General features: G+C 54.1%; 10 protein-coding genes and 1 pseudogene. 3 read left to right on the top strand and 8 right to left on the bottom strand.

Annotation, left to right across the window (positions count from 1 at the left end; translation table 11 throughout):
• Positions 1–7 precede the first annotated feature (7 nt).
• From menE to menF, 6 genes and pseudogenes are all read right to left on the bottom strand, one after another.
• On the bottom strand, positions 8–1,441 hold the full coding sequence (gene menE / locus H0247_RS09360) for an o-succinylbenzoate--CoA ligase (RefSeq protein WP_180742302.1): 1,434 nt from the start codon (positions 1,439–1,441) through the stop codon (positions 8–10).
• On the bottom strand, positions 1,429–2,400 hold the full coding sequence (menC, locus tag H0247_RS09355; RefSeq protein ID WP_180742301.1) for an o-succinylbenzoate synthase: 972 nt from the start codon (positions 2,398–2,400) through the stop codon (positions 1,429–1,431). The genes menE and menC overlap by 13 nt, the downstream gene beginning before the upstream one ends.
• The gene (gene menB, locus H0247_RS09350; RefSeq protein WP_180742300.1) at positions 2,400–3,257 is read right to left on the bottom strand and encodes a 1,4-dihydroxy-2-naphthoyl-CoA synthase; all 858 of its coding nucleotides are present in this window, start codon (positions 3,255–3,257) and stop codon (positions 2,400–2,402) included. The genes menC and menB overlap by 1 nt, the downstream gene beginning before the upstream one ends.
• 5 nt (positions 3,258–3,262) lie before the next feature.
• A pseudogene (gene menH / locus H0247_RS09345) lies at positions 3,263–4,025 on the bottom strand (2-succinyl-6-hydroxy-2,4-cyclohexadiene-1-carboxylate synthase).
• Between the two features lie 26 nt (positions 4,026–4,051).
• Positions 4,052–5,734, bottom strand: a complete 1,683-nt coding sequence (gene menD, locus H0247_RS09340; protein ID WP_180742299.1) for a 2-succinyl-5-enolpyruvyl-6-hydroxy-3-cyclohexene-1-carboxylic-acid synthase — start codon at positions 5,732–5,734, stop codon at positions 4,052–4,054.
• A gap of 220 nt (positions 5,735–5,954) precedes the next feature.
• Positions 5,955–7,277, bottom strand: coding sequence for an isochorismate synthase MenF (gene menF / locus H0247_RS09335; protein WP_370463321.1), 1,323 nt, complete (start codon positions 7,275–7,277; stop codon positions 5,955–5,957).
• A 342-nt stretch (positions 7,278–7,619) separates the two neighbouring features.
• Between menF and H0247_RS09330 the strand changes: the two genes are divergently transcribed.
• From H0247_RS09330 to rcsB, 3 genes are read left to right on the top strand one after another with little or no spacing between them, the layout of a single operon-like run.
• On the top strand, positions 7,620–8,789 hold the full coding sequence (locus H0247_RS09330; protein WP_180742297.1) for an MFS transporter: 1,170 nt from the start codon (positions 7,620–7,622) through the stop codon (positions 8,787–8,789).
• A gap of 16 nt (positions 8,790–8,805) precedes the next feature.
• Positions 8,806–11,493, top strand: coding sequence for a phosphotransferase RcsD (gene rcsD, locus H0247_RS09325; RefSeq protein ID WP_180742296.1), 2,688 nt, complete (start codon positions 8,806–8,808; stop codon positions 11,491–11,493).
• An 8-nt stretch (positions 11,494–11,501) separates the two neighbouring features.
• Positions 11,502–12,152, top strand: a complete 651-nt coding sequence (gene rcsB / locus H0247_RS09320; RefSeq protein ID WP_005976164.1) for a response regulator transcription factor RcsB — start codon at positions 11,502–11,504, stop codon at positions 12,150–12,152.
• Between the two features lie 48 nt (positions 12,153–12,200).
• Here the strand turns inward: rcsB and rcsC are convergent, their stop codons facing one another.
• Together rcsC and gyrA are read right to left on the bottom strand one after the other, a co-directional pair.
• A complete protein-coding gene (gene rcsC, locus H0247_RS09315) occupies positions 12,201–15,056 on the bottom strand; it encodes a two-component system sensor histidine kinase RcsC (protein WP_180742295.1) in 2,856 nt (951 codons plus the stop codon).
• Positions 15,057–15,170: 114 nt separating this feature from the next.
• Positions 15,171–17,810: a DNA topoisomerase (ATP-hydrolyzing) subunit A gene (gene gyrA, locus H0247_RS09310; protein WP_180742294.1), complete on the bottom strand. Its 2,640-nt coding sequence runs from the start codon at positions 17,808–17,810 to the stop codon at positions 15,171–15,173.
• Positions 17,811–17,868 lie beyond the last annotated feature (58 nt).

Below are 17,868 nucleotides of genomic sequence, written 5' to 3'. Positions count from 1 at the left end.
CGTCGCGCTACCTGTTGGGCTCGTGGTGCGTTGCATTAACCCAGTTTTTTACCTGCTGGCGAGAAAGCTTAATCCCACCATTTTTCAGTTCAACAGGCAGCGCATAATACGCAACCGGACGCTGAAATCCGGCAAGCTGCGGCTGTAGCCAATCACGTACCGCATCAAGCGTCGTCGTTTGTGCCACTTCCAGCACCGCAACAGGGCGGTGACCAAACTCTGCGTCTTCAACGGGCACAATACAGGCCTGTTGCACATCGGGATGTGTCAACAGCACGGCTTCGATATTCTCAGGCTGGATCCCTTCTCCGCCGCTGAAAAATTGATTATCCAGACGTCCCAGAATGTGCCACTCGCCCTCGGCAAATCGCCCGCGATCTCGTGTGTGAAACCAGCCATCCTCATCGGCCAGTGGAATCAGTTTTCCGTCGCGCCAATAGCCAGCCGCCAGCGTACTGCCGCGCAGCAGAATTTCATCCTCGACCAGCCGGATCTCCCGCCCGTGTAACGGCAGCCCCACGCCAGAACGCCCATCGGCGCGTTTCGCGCAGGCTGTCGACGCCAGTTCCGTCAGGCCATAGCCGCACCAGCAGCTCACGCCTCGGGCTTCCGCCTGTTGCGTCAGCGTCTGCGGAATCATCGCACCGCCGAGCAATACGGCTTTCAGTGCCGAAGGGAATGTCCCCTCTGACAACAGTCGCCACAGTTGCGTTGGAACCAGAGAAGCATGGGTGCAATCGCGCAATGCACTATCCAGAGGCTGATGTGCTCGGACAGCGAGCGTTGCCCCAGTCGCAAGCCAGCGCCAGACAATGCCCTGCCCGGACACGTGAAAGAGCGGGAGTGACAACAGCCAACTATCGCGGGAGGAAAACGCCATCATCTGCACCACACCTTCCGCGCTGGAAAGATGAGCCGCGAACGTGTGCGCCACCGCTTTTGGCATTCCGCTGGAACCGGATGTCAACGTCAGCGTCGCCAGCCTATCGGCCTGCCAGCGCAATCGATCGGTACAGTGACGTTCTTCAGTATCGTCCGATGGCAAAGAAAGCGTGCGCACGGCATTCGGCCAGGGCTTATCATTCAGGCACAGGCCATACGCGACATTTAGCGTGGGCAACAGCGCCTCGGTTAACGCATCGGGCAACTGTGGATTCAGCGGCAGCACACGTGCACCACACTGCAATAGCGCCAGATAGCTGAACAACATCTGGACGCTATTCTTACCGCGCAGCGCGACCGTACTGTCAGCCGTCACGCCCTGCTGTGTGAAATGGTGCGTCAGATGATCCACCCGCTGGGCAAGCGCCTGCCAGCTCCAGCGGGTGTCATCTTCAATCAATGCGACAGGCTCATGCAACGAGGCAGGCTCATTCAACGAAACAGGCTGGGGCGTCTGGTTAGCCCAGTGTCGCCACGGCCAGTCAGTCAGGATTGCCATACCACGTCCAGTTGCTCAGCAGTCAGCAGCGGTAACGTGCTCTCCGGCCAACGTTGAATCACCTGCGCCTGCATCAGATCCAGCGTGTCCAGCCCTGGAATCGTATCCGGCGTCAGCCAGTGCGCCAAACGCGCCAGCTGCGTTAAACCCAGACTGGATTCGATACTGGAGCTAATCACCGCCGTTAATCCAGCCTGCTGCGTTTCCTGCACCAGTTGCTGGCAACGTGCAAGGCTGCCGACCAGCGTCGGCTTAATGACAATCGCGCTCACGCCCGGCTCAGCTTCCACCCGAAAATCGGCCTCGCGCACACTTTCGTCCCAAGCAATGCAAATACCGGTTTCCCGCGCAAATTCACGAGATTCTTCACGTGTTTTACAAGGCTCTTCGAGAAAGGCAATACGCGAACGCAATGACGGCGCGACATAACGGGCAAAGCCGTCCGCTTTGGCGCGCGTCCAGCTACGGTTGGCATCCAGACGGAGTTTCAGATCCGGCAACGCTTCCAGCAGCACGTTAACGATCATGCCGTCACGCACCGCTTCGTACAGGCCAACTTTGACCTTTGCCACTTTCTCGCCCGGCATCGCCTGTAACATGTCAAACAGCTCATCAGGATCGCCGCTGCACAATGGCGCTTTGCGATAGTCCGCCGCCTGCGGCAGACGCTGATCCAGTTCAGCCTGCGCACAGCTCAAGCCAAAGGCAACTGACGGCGGAAGATCGTCAGAAAATTCTGCCCCTGCCGCCCACGATTTTAGCTGTTCAAGCGCGGCGGATTCCGCCTCTGCCAGCGTTTCCACGCTGAATTCCGGCAGCGGCGCAATCTCGCCCCAGCCCAATCGCTCGCCGTCTTGCAGACGAATGATAAGCCCATCGCGGGTTTTAAGACGCTGATTGCGCAGCACCACTCCGGCTTCCATCGGCACGCTGTAACGATAGAGAGTGACCCGACGCATTACGGATTCCGTTTGAATTTGCTGAAGTCAGGCTGGCGTTTTTCGTTGAACGCGTTACGGCCTTCCTGCCCTTCGTCCGTCATGTAGAACAGCATGGTGGCGTTACCCGCCAGTTCCTGCAAGCCCGCTTGACCATCGCAGTCCGCGTTCAGTGCCGCTTTCAGGCAGCGCAGCGCCATTGGGCTGTTTTGCAGCATTTCACGGCACCAGCGCACGGTCTCTTTTTCCAGGTCGGCCAGCGGAACCACGGTGTTCACCAGCCCCATATCCAGCGCTTGTGCCGCATCGTACTGACGGCACAGGAACCAGATTTCACGCGCTTTTTTCTGACCGACGATGCGCGCCATGTAAGACGCACCCCAGCCGCCGTCGAAGGAACCCACACGCGGCCCCGTTTGACCGAAGATGGCGTTTTCAGCCGCAATGGTCAGGTCGCACATCATGTGCAGAACGTGTCCGCCACCGATGGAATAGCCCGCCACCATCGCGACAACCGGCTTCGGACAGGTACGGATCTGGCGCTGGAAATCCAGCACGTTCAGGTGGTGCACACCGCTGTCATCCTGATAACCGCCGTAGTCGCCGCGTACTTTCTGATCGCCACCGGAGCAGAATGCCTTATCGCCTGCACCGGTCAGAATGATCGTTCCAATCCCGTCGTCATGGCGCGCATTATCGAGCGCCTGAATCATCTCTTTTACCGTTTGCGGACGAAACGCATTACGTACCTGAGGACGGTTAATGGTGATTTTGGCAATGCCATCGGTGGATTTATGGTAGAGGATATCGGCGAAATCGCCGCTGCAATCGTGCCATTCAATCGGTGCGTAAAGCAGTTCTTCACTCGGATAAAGCATAGTTATCAATCCTTAACGGGATGCAAAAAGAAAAGCGCGAACCCGCTCGGCATACGCCGCTGGATTCGCCTGATGAGCATTATGGCCCGCCTGCGCGACACTCAGTAACGGCAGGCCGTAGTGCGCCGCCAGCGTTTGAAATTTCACGTCGCTGGCACCGCATAAATAAATAAAAGGCATCGACAGGTGCCGGAGCTGTTCCGCTAAAAAAGGCTGCCACCCCAGCGACGTGGCTTCCAGCATGGCCGCAACGGATGCGCCGTGATTCGCACTCCGGCACGCAATCAGCTGTTCACGCTGTACTGAATCCACATCGGCAAAGACCGCCTGCTGATACCAGTCCTGCAAGACCGCAGGCAGCGGTTCCTGACGAAAGCGCTTCGCCCAGCGTGCATCATGATGAAGACGCTCCGTACGCAACTCAGGCGTCGCCAGACCGGGGTGTCCCCCTTCGACCAATAGCCCGAGCATGCCGTCATGCTGTCCGGTGCAGGCGTGATACATCGCGATACGCCCACCGAGCGAATATCCCAGCAGCCAATAACGCGTAATACCCTGCGCCAGCAGCGTCGCGCTGAGCTGGAGGCTCACATCGGCAAAATCGGCAGTGGTAATCGTTCTCGAGGCCCCGTGCCCGGGTAAATCCACCAGCAACACCGGCCAGTCACGACAAAACGGCAGAACGGGTAGCCAGTCCTCGCCGCTGCCTAATAAACCATGCAGGCACACCAGCCACGGCTGCCCAGAAGCCACCGTGCCATGCGTCACCTTCCGGCAGCTTAGCTCTTGAAACGCTAGTGTGCCCACGTCGCCACCTGCGCGACCAGTTCATTGAGCGTTGCTGCGCCATCCTTCGGCTCAACCACCACTTCCAACAGCGTAACGCCGCCCTGTGTCCAGCAATCCGTCACCGTATTTGCCAGCGGTTCCCAGCTCTCGGCACGCACGTAATTCAGGCCAAACATCGCGGCAGCATGGGCGAACTCCACATTTTGCGGCATGCAGTAAAACGCTTCACGCTGCGCAACTGGCGTCGGCAGCAGGGAAAATATCTGGCCGCCGTTATTGTTCACCACAATCAGCACCAGAGGAGCGGGAGCCTGACGCAACAGCGCCAGCGCATTCAAATCGTATAACGCAGAAAGATCGCCGACGATGCCCAGCGTCGGTTTTGCCGTGGCACGCTGTACACCAGCCAGCGTGGAGATCAGGCCATCAATACCGCTGGCTCCGCGGTTACCGTACACCGGATACCCCTGCGGGAGTTGCGCCAGCGCGTCGATCAGGCGTACCACAAGGCTGTTGCCGACAAACAGCTGTCCATCTGGCGGCAACAGCGCCGAGATGCGCTGAGCCAACTGTGCCTCACCAAAGCGAGGAGCCAGATGCATGTCGATCTGCCGCTGCGTTCTGTCGGCAATATCCACCAACAACTCCGCCCACGGTGCCTGCTTGTGCGCTGGGTGCGCTGACAGCCACTCACCCACGTCCGCCACCAGACGGCGCCCGCGATGATGAGCCGGATCCAGCCGACCCGGCAGATCGTCAATTAACCAGAATTCTTGCGGCTGGCACTGTTCCTGCCATTGCAGAAGACGTTTACCCGTCAGGCTACCGCCGAATTGCAACACAATCTCCGCCTGCCGTAAGCGATCCGCCGCATCAGGATGCGCCAGCCAAATATCCGCACAGGGTAACGGCTGTCCGCTTTGTGACAGGACGTCACCAATCAGCGGCCAGCCCAGCTCGTTCGCCCACACCGCAAGTCGCGAGCCTTGTTCTGGCGTCACGCGACCGACGAGGACAACGCCCCGCTTCTGTCGCCACTGCGGCCAGTCCGGCTGCACCGCCAGCGTACTCTGGCGCATTTCACGCAGCCAGGGTTCACGGCTGTTCCACCAGTCGCCCAGCGTCATTAACCAGTCCTGATACGCCGTGCCGTCATCGGCACCGTACAACGGTTCAGCAAAGGGGCAGTTAATGTGCAACGCGCCGTGCGTCAGCCGCGCCATGGCGCTATCCACAGAGGAAACCAGCCAGCTAGCCGGAATGTCGTGCGTGGGGCGCGGTAAATCCAGCGCCAGCGTGGGGTGTGAAGCATACAGTGCATGTTGGCGAATCGCCTGATTCGCACCGCAATCAATCAGTTCCGGCGGGCGGTCGGCTGTCAGCACCACCAGCCGTTCGCCGGTCAACCCAGCTTCGATGATGGCGGGATAAAGGTTCGCAGCGGCGGTGCCTGACGTCACGATAATCGCAACGGGCTCACGCGAGGCTTTCGCCAACCCCAGAGCCAGATGTCCGAGCCCGCGCTCATCAAAATGCGTGTGGCAAATCAGCGCGTGATTGTCCGCCGCAGACAAGGTCAGCGGCGTGGAGCGAGAACCAGGCGCGATGCAGACATGCCGGACACCGTGGCGGGTCAGCGATTCCAGCAGTAATGTAGCCCAGCGGCGATTAAATACACTTGTTGACATGATGTACTCAACAACTCAGGTTGCAGGTTATTCCCGCCATCTTCCTGTGTACTGGCGGTATGCTCACAGAAAATGATGGATATAGACAAAATACGAATGATCAAACTGTTGGCGGCCTGGTTGCCCTTCAGCAAACATCAAGATCGGCATTATTATATTTTTTTTTATCACGCTGACTTTGATATAAACCATTACCTGACACAACAACCATAAAACAAAACTATGACATATCACCGTCTAACAGGGATCTCAGCCCCGCGGCTTTGTTTTCCAACTCCTGCCATTCTTGTTCTGGATCAGAACCCGCCACAATTCCGGCACCGGCATAGAGAGTCAAAATATGATCCCGCACTTCGGCCGAACGTAGCGCCACGCTGAATTCAGACTGCTGACGAGAAAGGTAACCCGCCGATCCTGCATACCAGCCGCGTTCAAACGGTTCATGTTCGGCAATAAAACGGCGCGCCTCTTGCCGCGGCAACCCCGCGACCGCCGCCGTGGGCTGTAATGCACTCAGGCACGCGCTATCAGAGGCGGTTCGTAATGTGGCATGAATGGTACGGCGCAGATGCTGCACTTTACGCAGGCGCACAATTTCCGGCGGCATCACATCCAGCGACAGCGCCGACTGCTGTAGCCGCTGGCAAATATCATCCACCACCAGCATGTTCTCGCACTGATTCTTGGTATCATTCATCAGCCAGTCTGCTAGTTCAGCAGCTTTGTGCGCATCGCGATCGCTTGTCACCGTCCCCGCCAGCGCTTCCGTTTCCAGTTCGCTCCCCCGACGGCGATAAAGCCGTTCCGGGCTAGAACCGAGAAACGCATGACGCGCGTCGTGCGCCAGCATGAAATGGAAGCAGTGGTGATTTGCCGCTCGGCTAGCGGCCATAAAGGTGGTTGCCTGTAGCGGCTGCGTCAACGTTAGCGTGGTCGCCCGTGCCAGAACGACCTTTTCCATCAGCCCCGCGTTGATGTCGTGCAGCGCCAGCTGGAGCAAATCAATCCATCCCTGACGCTCCGGCTGATGCCCGACGGACTGGACTTCCGCATGTAAAGCAAGAGACGACGCAGACGGCAGAAGCAGATTAATAAACGCCGAGGCTTCGGCGGCATCCTGCTGCAACGAGGTATCGCTGAACAGATTAATACTCAGGCTGAGCGTATCATCCTGACGCCGCAATTCTGCTCGAGGCAAAAACAGGTAGCCTGATGAATAGGTGCCGCTTTCTTTTATCTGGTTAAACGCATTCAGCCCCCAGATACGCACGTTGGGATCACACTGCTGCTGAACAAGGAATGCCTCAGCATCCTGAATATGGTGAAACCCGCACACGTTGCCGCACACGGCGGCTTCTTCACGATCCTGACGATGCTGCCAATAGAACTGCGGGTACACTGGCTGAGTCGCCAACCACGGCAATAGCTCAGACGCGTCGCTGAGGGTCAACGAACGCGTTATTTGTCTGAAACCTGCGCGTTCAGGCTGTGGCTCGCGCAAATCCTGCTGCAAATGCCGCAGCAAGTCGGAAAGTTGTTTCACCGTCACCCCGGAGACCTAACACAAAGTAGGGGATTATACGGGAAAAAAACACGTCGTGGGTGAGAGGTTACGCAAGACCATAACGGCGGGTACAGGCTGAAATCGCATCAAACGGCAAAACGGCGCGTATGCATCACTTTAAAATCCCACTCCATCATCATTATTGCTTCAATTGACCAATTCTTTTGCCGATTATCTAATCGGCATTTTTTTGCCCGCGATACTGCATCAGGAAGCGCTTTCCCCCTCCTCCTCGAACCACGCACCAGGATTCTTTCCATTCAGGCCACGAGTTATGGTAAAAATAGGCCCTTATTACATCGACCGGATAGCCTCATCAGGATGAGTACAACGCTGAATTCCAACCCGTTATGCATCAACCAGAATCTGTCAGGCAAAAAGACACAGGCAGCGACGCGCATCGTTTTCTTTGTTGCGGGTTTCGCCATGGCGTCCTGGGCACCGCTGGTTCCCTTTGTCAAAACGCGGCTGGCTATCAGTGATGCCTCTCTGGGGATGTTGCTACTTTCTCTCGGTATTGGGTCGCTGCTGGCAATGCCGCTCACCGGTTTCCTCACCAGCAAGCTAGGGTGCCGCAGCGTGATTTTGCTGGCAAGCGCGCTGCTTTGTCTGGTATTGCCCGCATTGACGCAGGCAGGCACATTACCCCTGATGGCGATAACGCTGCTCTTTTTCGGTGCCTCTATGGGCATGATCGATGTCGCAATCAATATTCAGGCCGTCATCGTAGAACGTGCCAGCGGGCGCGCGATGATGTCCGGTTTTCATGGTTTCTTTAGTGTGGGGGGGATTGTCGGCGCAGGTGGCGTCAGCGCCCTGCTATGGCTTGGCCTGTCCCCGCTGATGGCAATCCTGACGATGGTTGCGTTGATCCTGATCTTTATGGCAACGGCGCACAAGCACCTGCTGCACACCACAAATCAGGATGACGGTGGCCCGCTGTTTGTCATTCCGCGCGGCTGGGTGATGTTCATTGGTTCACTGTGCTTCATCATGTTTCTGGCAGAAGGTTCCATACTGGACTGGAGCGCCCTCTTTTTAACGGTTGAACGCAACCTGACCGGCGCGCAGGCGGGCATGGGCTATGCAGCGTTTTCCGTCGCCATGACGCTTGGCAGGCTGAACGGCGATCGCATCGTTAATGCGCTCGGGCGCTACGCGATTCTTACCGGCGGCAGCCTCTGCGCCGCACTTGGTCTGGTGTTAACGATCAGTATTGATAATGCGATCACCGCGATTCTTGGCTTCGTCATGGTCGGTATCGGTGCATCCAATGTGGTGCCGATTCTTTTCAGCGCGGCGGGAAATCAAAAGATCATGCCGCCCAATCTGGCCATCGCGTCGATCACCACCGTGGGCTATGCCGGTATTCTGATTGGCCCGACCATTCTCGGCTTTATTGCACAGTTCAGCAATTTGGCTACCGCATTTGGGTTTGTCGCATTGCTGTTGCTGGCCGTCAGCGCCAGTGCGCGTGCCGTCATCCGCTAATCAGGAGCGTTAATTGATGCCAGCTATGATCCTGCGTTATTTTTCTCTCCTTACGGTGTTATCGATCCTGATTACCGGAACCTTCACCTACAGCTATATCAACGATTTGCTGGCGGACAAAAAACATGCTCTGACAACCATTGCGCAAGGCATACAAAAACGTGTCGATACCTACCGTTTTTTCACCTATCAAATATACGGCAGTTTGAACAGCGAACCATCCGCTAACGACGCCAACATCACCGCCATTAGTTTAATGCCGAATGTTTTCTACGTAGAAAAAAACGGTCAGAAAACGGACGCGCTGATTTTCGGACAACACGATAAAGGCACGCTGACGTCGGTTCGTCGGATATCCCGTTATCTTGATATTCTCTGGGGAGCGGAAAACAGCGTCTATTCCATGTATTACCTAAATGGTATCGATAACAGCCTGACGATGATTTCCACGCAGACGCTGAAAGATATCTCTTCACAGTTCCGTGGCAATTATATTACGGTCATCGCCGAGGCGCGCCGGACGGAAATGCTGCAACAGGCGAATGTGTTAGACGAGCGCGAAAGTTTTTCCCCGCTGCGTAAATTACGCTTCTATAACGATTACTATTTTACGCTGCGCACCACCTTCAATCAGCCGGGGCATCTGGCAACCATTCTTGCTTTCGATCTGCCGATTAACGATTTAATCCCAGATACCATTCCGCGAGAGCACCTTATGCTGAAGCCGGATACGCCAGCAGCCAGCACGATGGACAGCAGCAATAATAGCGAAGGCTCGGCTGATGTGCAGCTTCACGGATCCAATATTGAAATCTCCGCTACGCTCGTTAATGCACCGCTAAAAATCGTTTTTCAGGTGCCCGTAAAAGCCCTGATTATTGATTCATTGCGTAATAACGTCTGGTTTCTGCTGCTGAATCTGGTTCTGCTGAGTTTGTCCCTCGCAGGCTTTTATCTTTTCCGTCGGAAGTATGCGCACCCCGTAGAGGATTTATCCCATCAGTTGGAAAAGAAACTGGATATTTACCGTGAAACCACGAGCAGAATCCCGATGGGCGTGCTGGTTTATGACTTCAGCAGCAATAAAGTCATCATACAAAATGAGCGTGCGGAACATTTACTTCCGCACCTAAGCCTGCAAAAAATCACCAATATGGCGGACGAGCATCAGGGTATCATTCAGGTCACGATCAATAATGAAATGTATGAAATCCGCCAAATTCGTAGCCAATATTCGCCTGACTATTGCCTCTTCCTGCTGCGTGAACAGGATAAAGAAATTCTGGTGCAGCGGAAACTGCTGCTCGCTCAGCGTGAATATGAAAAGAATATTCACGCCAGAAAACGCTTATTCCAAAACCTGCTCAGCGAATTCAAACAGCCGCTGATTTCACTACAACAGCATATTCATGCGCTGCGCCACAACGATATGGGAACCGTACAGACACCCACACTGGAGCAGCTCACGGCGGATACCCGTTGCGCTATTGAGCTACTGGAAAATATCGCCCTGCACGAAAAGCTGGAAGCGCAGGAATGGAGCGTGGTCAACGACAGCTTTTCGCTGCTGGCGCTGATGGACACTGTGCTGCTTGAGCTACTACCGCGATTGAATCAAAAAGGCCTGGCCCTATTCCATCATTACAACCTAGATAATAATCAAACTTACGTGGGTGATGCCGGGTTGCTGAAAAAGACGCTGGCACTGCTGCTGAATTATTCGGTGACCAATACAGATTACGGCAAAATTACGGTATCGGTTGACAGAAAAAATAATGAATCGGACACCCTGATTATTCAGGTCAGCGATACGGGCACCCATGTTTCAGGCAAAGAGCAGGAAAATATCCGCCACCCTTTCCTGCACCCTGCCACTTCCGATCGTTTCGGACAAAATTCAGGATTGACCTTATTTTTGTGTAATCAACTCTGTAATAAACTGGGCGGTGCGTTAACCATCAACAGTAAGTCTGGGTTAGGTACACACTATATTCTGACGCTAAAACTGGAGCCGGAACCGCTTCCCATTGAGGAAGAAAAACTGCTGGATGGTATTACCATTCTGCTGGATGTGACGTCTGATGAAGTACAGCATATTGTCGGCAATATGCTGACGGGGTGGGGAGCGAATTATCTGGTCAACGATGAACGCCAGATTAATCAGGAAGCCGATATCTGTATTACTGACGACCCAGAAAACAAGGCAGATTATACGCTGCTGTTGAGTCACGACGATGACACAGTAACGCCTTTGAGCCCGTGCCGTTTGCGGGTGAATTATAATATCAGCCACCTCCTGCTGGAGGCATTACTTAAGCTGATTGAGCGACAACTGGAAACGTCACCCGATGTGCTACAAAAAGGGGAACAGGATGATGTCGAATTTTACGCCGCACAATTGGCATCAAGCGACTATTATTCGCTGTTCGTGGAGACAGTACCGGATGATTTAAAGAGGCTGTATACTGAAGCGGAAGCAGGCGATTTCCCGTCACTTTCGCAGACGGCACACCGGCTGAAAGGCGTGTTTGCCATGTTAAACCTGCATCCTGGCAAACTGTTGTGTGAACAGCTTGAACAGCATATTACCGCGCATGATAGTGAACAGATCGAGGCTAACCTTCATGAAATTGAGAGGTTTGTCAGTGCATTACTATCCCCAGAAGAACCTAAAGGGCAGCAAGGTAGCCAACAAGATGAGTAACCAAAACGATGAGTAACTTAAACGTAATTATTGCCGACGACCATCCTATTGTCCTTTTTGGCATCAAAAAATCGCTTGAGCAGATTGAATGGGTCAATGTGGTTGGCGAATTTGAAGACTCAACAGCGCTGATCAACAACCTGCCCAAGCTGGACGCTAACGTTTTAATTACCGATTTATCCATGCCTGGCGATAAATACGGCGATGGCATTACCCTCATTAAATACATTAAGCGCCATTTTCCTCATCTCTCTATTATTGTTCTCACCATGAATAATAATCCGGCGATTTTGAGCGCAGTGCTGGATTTGGACATCGAAGGCATCGTGCTAAAACAGGGTGCGCCGACTGATTTACCCAAAGCGCTGGCAGCCCTGCAAAAAGGGAAGAAATTCACGCCGGACAGCGTATCCAAAGTGCTGGAGAAAATCAGCGCCAGCGGCTACGGCGACAAGCGCCTGTCGCCAAAAGAAAGTGAAGTGCTGCGTCTGTTTGCAGAGGGCTTTTTGGTTACCGAAATCGCCAAAAAACTGAATCGCAGTATCAAAACGATCAGTAGCCAGAAGAAGTCAGCCATGACCAAACTGGGCGTCGAGAACGATATCGCCTTGCTGAATTACCTGTCCTCCGTTAATGGCGGTGCAACGCAAGTCGACTAAACCTTTCCTTTATCTTTCCTCGCCTGCACCAGCAACCGCTGGTGCAGGTTATTCCTCAGATGTTCTCGCCTGACGCACCACATTACTGTAATACGCAAGCGCCTGCTGCAAGGTATCCAGCGTAACCGGTTTTGACAAACAGTTATCCATCCCCGCGCCGAGGCAACGTGCCCTTTCTTCCGCTAATGCATTCGCCGTCACGCCGATAACCGGGAAGCGTAATCCCTGCTCGCGCATACGCTGTGTGAACAGATAACCATCCATATTCGGCATGTTGACATCCGTCAGTACGATATCGATATGGTTCTTGCTCAATACACCCAGTGCATCGACGCCATCATTTGCCGTCATCGCCTGATAGCCCAGAGAACCCAGTTGATCCGCCAACAGCCTGCGGTTGATGGGGTGATCGTCAACCACCAGAATCATAATGTCGCCATTCTCATCCCGCACATAGCTGGCAAGCGGTGGTGAAATCTCGGCGTGCGTTCTGTCCTCATTTTCTGAACGATAGATTTTCTCCAGCAAATCGGGCAGATGTTGCGGTGTGGATGTCCCTTGCACCCAGTGCCCTGCACTCACTTCCTGCGCGGCCCCATTATGGGCACCGCTCATCACGATATGCGCCCGAACGGTGATATTCTCTTCCGATATGTAATCGCTAATCATCACATGATCAGGCGACACGGTTTGATTCTGATAGCGCGCCACCTGCAACCCTTGATCCTGCAACAACGTCAGCAGATAAGACTCCAGCCGGGCATTGCGTATCCTCAGCCAGCACATTTTTCCTTGCAGACTGGCGTTGATTGCTGCGGGAGCATAACGCGCTTTATACAGCGGAATTCTGACGCCAAACAGGCTGCCGAGCCCTGGTTCCGACTCGATGGTAATATCTCCATCCATTAGATTGACCAGCTTTTCACAAATAGCCAGCCCTAACCCTGTGCCTTGAAAATGGCGCTGTACGCCGCTCCCCGCCTGGAAGAATGGGTCAAACAGCTTCACCGCCTCACGAGGTTGAATTCCTACGCCGGTATCACGCACCACAAATTCCAGATAGCCATCGCGGCAGCCGACTTCAAAAATGATGCAGCCCGTGTCGGTAAATTTGATAGCGTTGCTCAGCAGGTTAGACAACACCTGCTGCAAACGCACGGGATCACCAAACAGGCTGACAGGGACATTGGGAGCGATAAAGCAGTACAGCGTCAGGCGCTTTTTCACCACCAGTGGAAGATAGTTGCTGGTGATGTGGCTGATGACCTCATGCGGCGCAAACTCACACGGTTCGATCTTCAACTGTTCCGATTCAATCTTGGAAAAATCGAGGATATCGCTGATGATTTTCAGCAGCAGCGAGGAAGAGTTATTCATCGCCGCCACCAGACGGTTGGCGTCCTGCGGCAGCGATTTGGTTTGCAGTAAATCGAGGTTACCGATAATCCCGTACAGCGGCGTACGCAATTCATGGCTGACGGTAGCCAGAAACATCGATTTCGACTGGCTGGCCTGCTCGGCAGCATTTGCCATTTCCTGTAGCGACTCTTCCATTTTGACGCGCGCGCTGACGTCCAGCAGCACACAAATCGCCACGTTTTCATTACGATAGCGCGAATGGACAAAGCTGATTTGCAGGTGATGATTGCGGCTGGTCATGACATCCACAAACTTGGATTGCTGCTCGCAAATGATGCGGGTAATGCGCAGCCTGTCCTCGTGGGTCAGCAGGTTGAGATAGTTATGCGCCAGCTCGTTACTGAGGATATTCGTGCCGTCATTGATACGCAGGATACAAATCCCGACCGGTGCCGAAGCCACTATTTTGCGGTTGAATTGCTCGTTCTCTTCCAACTGGAACGCATTCACTTCTGCCGGCAACAGCATTTTCCGCTCAAACACCAGCGCCAGTACAAACAGCAAGATAGCCGATAACATATTCAGCACTAGCATGTTGATCATTAAAGCGCTGATATGGGAGAGCAGCACTCTCAACGGCAGTGAATACACGATGCTGAACGACGTCGGCGGCAGCGACTTCTTCAAAATGAGTTCGTCATAACCATTCACATAGCCAAAATAGTTATGATCGGAGGGATAACCGTCTACCGACGAAGCGTAACGTCCCTTATCCTCGGAAAACTGCAAAACAACCTGATTGTATTGATCCAACAGCTTGGCACCGATCGGAAATTTACCCATGGTGACGAAGTCATCCAGACGAATCGTCTGTTCAATCCCCATGATGACTTCCAGCTTGTTATCCACATAAATCGGCGTCAGCGCATATAAATAGCCGACATCGGGGATAGACGCAGGAGTAATCCAATAAAGCGTTTCATCTCGCCCGCTTTGAGTACGATTCTTCTTCTGATCCTGAAACCGATCCTGCACGTTTTTAAGTAAGTTATCACGGTCGAGCGACTGGTTACGGATGCCAAAATCAACCATACAGCGCCGATCGCCGCCGACAAAAAAGACCCGGTTAAGATCGTAGACGGCAGAGAAATTATCCTGCCAGCCGTTAAAAAAATGACTTAATGAAAGCAGCGCCGCATTCCCGCCATATTGCGTGGAACAGGTTGCGCCGGGCGCAAGCGAATAAACGGAGACACCGGGGCCTCCTTCTATTGGCGGCTCTGCTTTTTCTCGCGCCAGCACCAGCCGATTTGCCGCCAGATACTGGAGTTCGCGCACAATATCCGACGCGTGTCGGATATAGCCCTGCGACTGATCAAAGCTGAGGTTGTACTCCTGCCGCAACTGTGACTCTTTTTCATTCAATACTTTAGTGACATAAAAAACGGATATCAGCGCGCCTAGCACCCACAGCATGACCGCCAAAACCCGAAATAAATAGCGGGAAACTTTTAATGTGGTGTGGAATGAGGCGAGATATTTCAAGTGAATACCGTTGAATAATGGAAGAACCAGTTGGCTGATACACTACCGAGTGTCGATAAAAAAAGCCAGCGCATCGCGCTGGCTTATTCGACTCACTCCGGCTAAGGAAAAGGCTTATTCGTCATCTTCTGCGATATCATCATCGCCATCAATGTCATCGATAGCATCATCGTCTTCGGCAACTTCGCCTTCAACTTTTACCACGCCATCCAACTCTTCATCTTCTACCGGTTCGGCCACGCGTTGCAGGCCGACAACATGTTCGTCTTCCGCCGTACGAATCAGCGTCACACCCTGCGTGTTACGGCCAACGATACTGACTTCAGATACGCGGGTACGCACCAGTGTTCCCGCATCGGTGATCATCATGATCTGGTCTGCGGCATCAACCTGAACCGCACCAACCACTTTACCGTTACGTTCACTGACCTTGATAGAGATAACCCCTTTCGTCGCGCGCGACTTGGTCGGGTACTCACTCACGGCAGTACGCTTACCAAAGCCATTTTGCGTCACGGTCAGGATATCGCCTTCGCCACGAGGAATGATCAGTGAAACAACGCGATCTTCGCCTTGCAGGTTGATACCACGGACACCCGTTGCCGTACGGCCCATGGAGCGCACCGCCTGCTCGGAGAAGCGAACCACTTTGCCTTCCGCAGAGAACAGCATCACTTCATCACTGCCATCGGTCAGGTCGACACCAATCAGCTCGTCACCCTCGTTCAGGTTAACCGCGATGATCCCCGCACTGCGCGGACGGCTGAATTCCGTCAGCGCCGTTTTCTTCACAGTACCGCTCGCGGTTGCCATGAAGATGTGGCGGCCTTCTTCATATTCACGCACCGGCAGAATCGCGGTGATACGTTCATCCGCTTCAAGCGGCAGCAGGTTGACGATCGGGCGACCGCGCGCACCACGACTGGCTTCCGGCAGTTGGTATACCTTCATCCAGTACAGACGGCCACGACTGGAGAAGCACAGAATCGTGTCGTGGGTGTTGGCCACCAGCAGACGATCGATAAAGTCTTCTTCTTTTATACGTGCGGCAGACTTGCCTTTGCCGCCACGGCGCTGTGCTTCGTAATCGCTCAGCGGCTGATACTTCACGTAACCCTGATGGGACAAGGTGACGACAACATCTTCCTGATTGATCAGATCTTCGATGTTAATATCAGCGGTATTCGCGGTGATCTCGGTACGACGCTCATCGCTGTACTGCGTTTTGATCGCTTCCAGCTCTTCGCGGATCACTTCCATCAGGCGCTCAGGGCTGTTGAGGATATAAAGCAGCTCGGCAATTTCTGCCAGCAACGCTTTATATTCATCCAGCAGCTTTTCGTGCTCCATACCGGTCAGTTTCTGCAAACGCAGATCCAGGATCGCCTGCGCCTGCTGTTCCGTCAGGTAGTAGCGACCGTCACGGATGCCGAACTCCGGCTCCAGCCACTCAGGACGCGCGGCATCATCGCCCGCACGTTCCAGCATAGCCGCCACGCTGCCCAATTCCCACGCCTGTGCGATCAGCGAGGCTTTCGCTTCAGCCGGTGATGGCGCGCGGCGAATCAGTTCGATAATCGGATCGATGTTCGCCAGCGCAATCGCCAGACCTTCCAAAATATGGGCGCGATCGCGGGCTTTACGCAGTTCAAAAATGGTACGGCGCGTCACCACTTCGCGGCGGTGGCGCACAAACGCAACCAGAATGTCCTTCAGCGGCATGATCTTTGGCTGCCCCTGATGCAGAGCGACCATATTGATGCCGAATGACGTCTGAAGCTGCGTCTGGGAATACAGATTATTCAGAACCACTTCACCCACGGCGTCACGCTTAATCTCGATGACGATACGCATACCGTCTTTATCGGATTCGTCACGCAGTGCGCTGATACCTTCGATACGTTTGTCTTTAACCAGTTCGGCAATTTTCTCGATCAGGCGCGCTTTGTTCACCTGATACGGAATTTCATGCACAATGATGGTTTCACGTCCGGTTTTCGCGTCCGCTTCCACTTCCGCGCGCGCACGGATGTAAATTTTACCGCGCCCAGTGCGATAAGCTTCTTCAATGCCGCGTCGGCCGTTGATGATCGCCGCTGTCGGGAAATCCGGGCCTTTGATGTGTTCCATCAACCCTTCAAGGCTGATGTTTTCATCGTCGATATACGCCAGACAACCGTTCACGACTTCCGTCAGGTTGTGCGGTGGAATGTTGGTTGCCATCCCGACGGCGATACCGGAAGAACCGTTAACCAGCAGGTTGGGAATACGCGTTGGCATGACGTCAGGAATCTGCTCGGTGCCGTCATAGTTCGGCACAAAATCGACCGTCTCTTTTTCGAGATCGGCCAGCAGTTCATGAGCAATTTTTGCCATGCGAATTTCGGTATAACGCATCGCCGCCGCGGAGTCGCCGTCAATCGAACCGAAGTTACCCTGACCATCAACCAGCATGTAGCGCAGTGAGAAAGGCTGCGCCATACGCACGATGGTTTCATAAACGGCAGAGTCGCCGTGCGGGTGGTATTTACCGATGACATCCCCGACGACACGGGCGGATTTTTTATACGGTTTGTTCCAGTCGTTGCCCAGTACGCTCATCGCATACAGTACGCGGCGGTGTACCGGTTTAAGTCCATCACGAACATCTGGTAATGCACGCCCGACAATAACGGACATCGCATAATCCAGATACGAGCTTTTCAGCTCTTCTTCAATGTTGACCGGTGTGATTTCTCTGGCAAGGTCGCTCATGGAGCCGCTATCCCTCTATTTAGGCATCTACCCGTGTTCAGAAAAGTGAACCGTTCAG

This window comes from Pectobacterium sp. CFBP8739 (assembly GCF_013449375.1).
Taxonomy (GTDB): domain Bacteria; phylum Pseudomonadota; class Gammaproteobacteria; order Enterobacterales; family Enterobacteriaceae; genus Pectobacterium.
The sequence above is the reverse complement of the archived record's forward strand: the minus strand, read 5'-3'. Positions and strand labels throughout refer to the sequence as shown.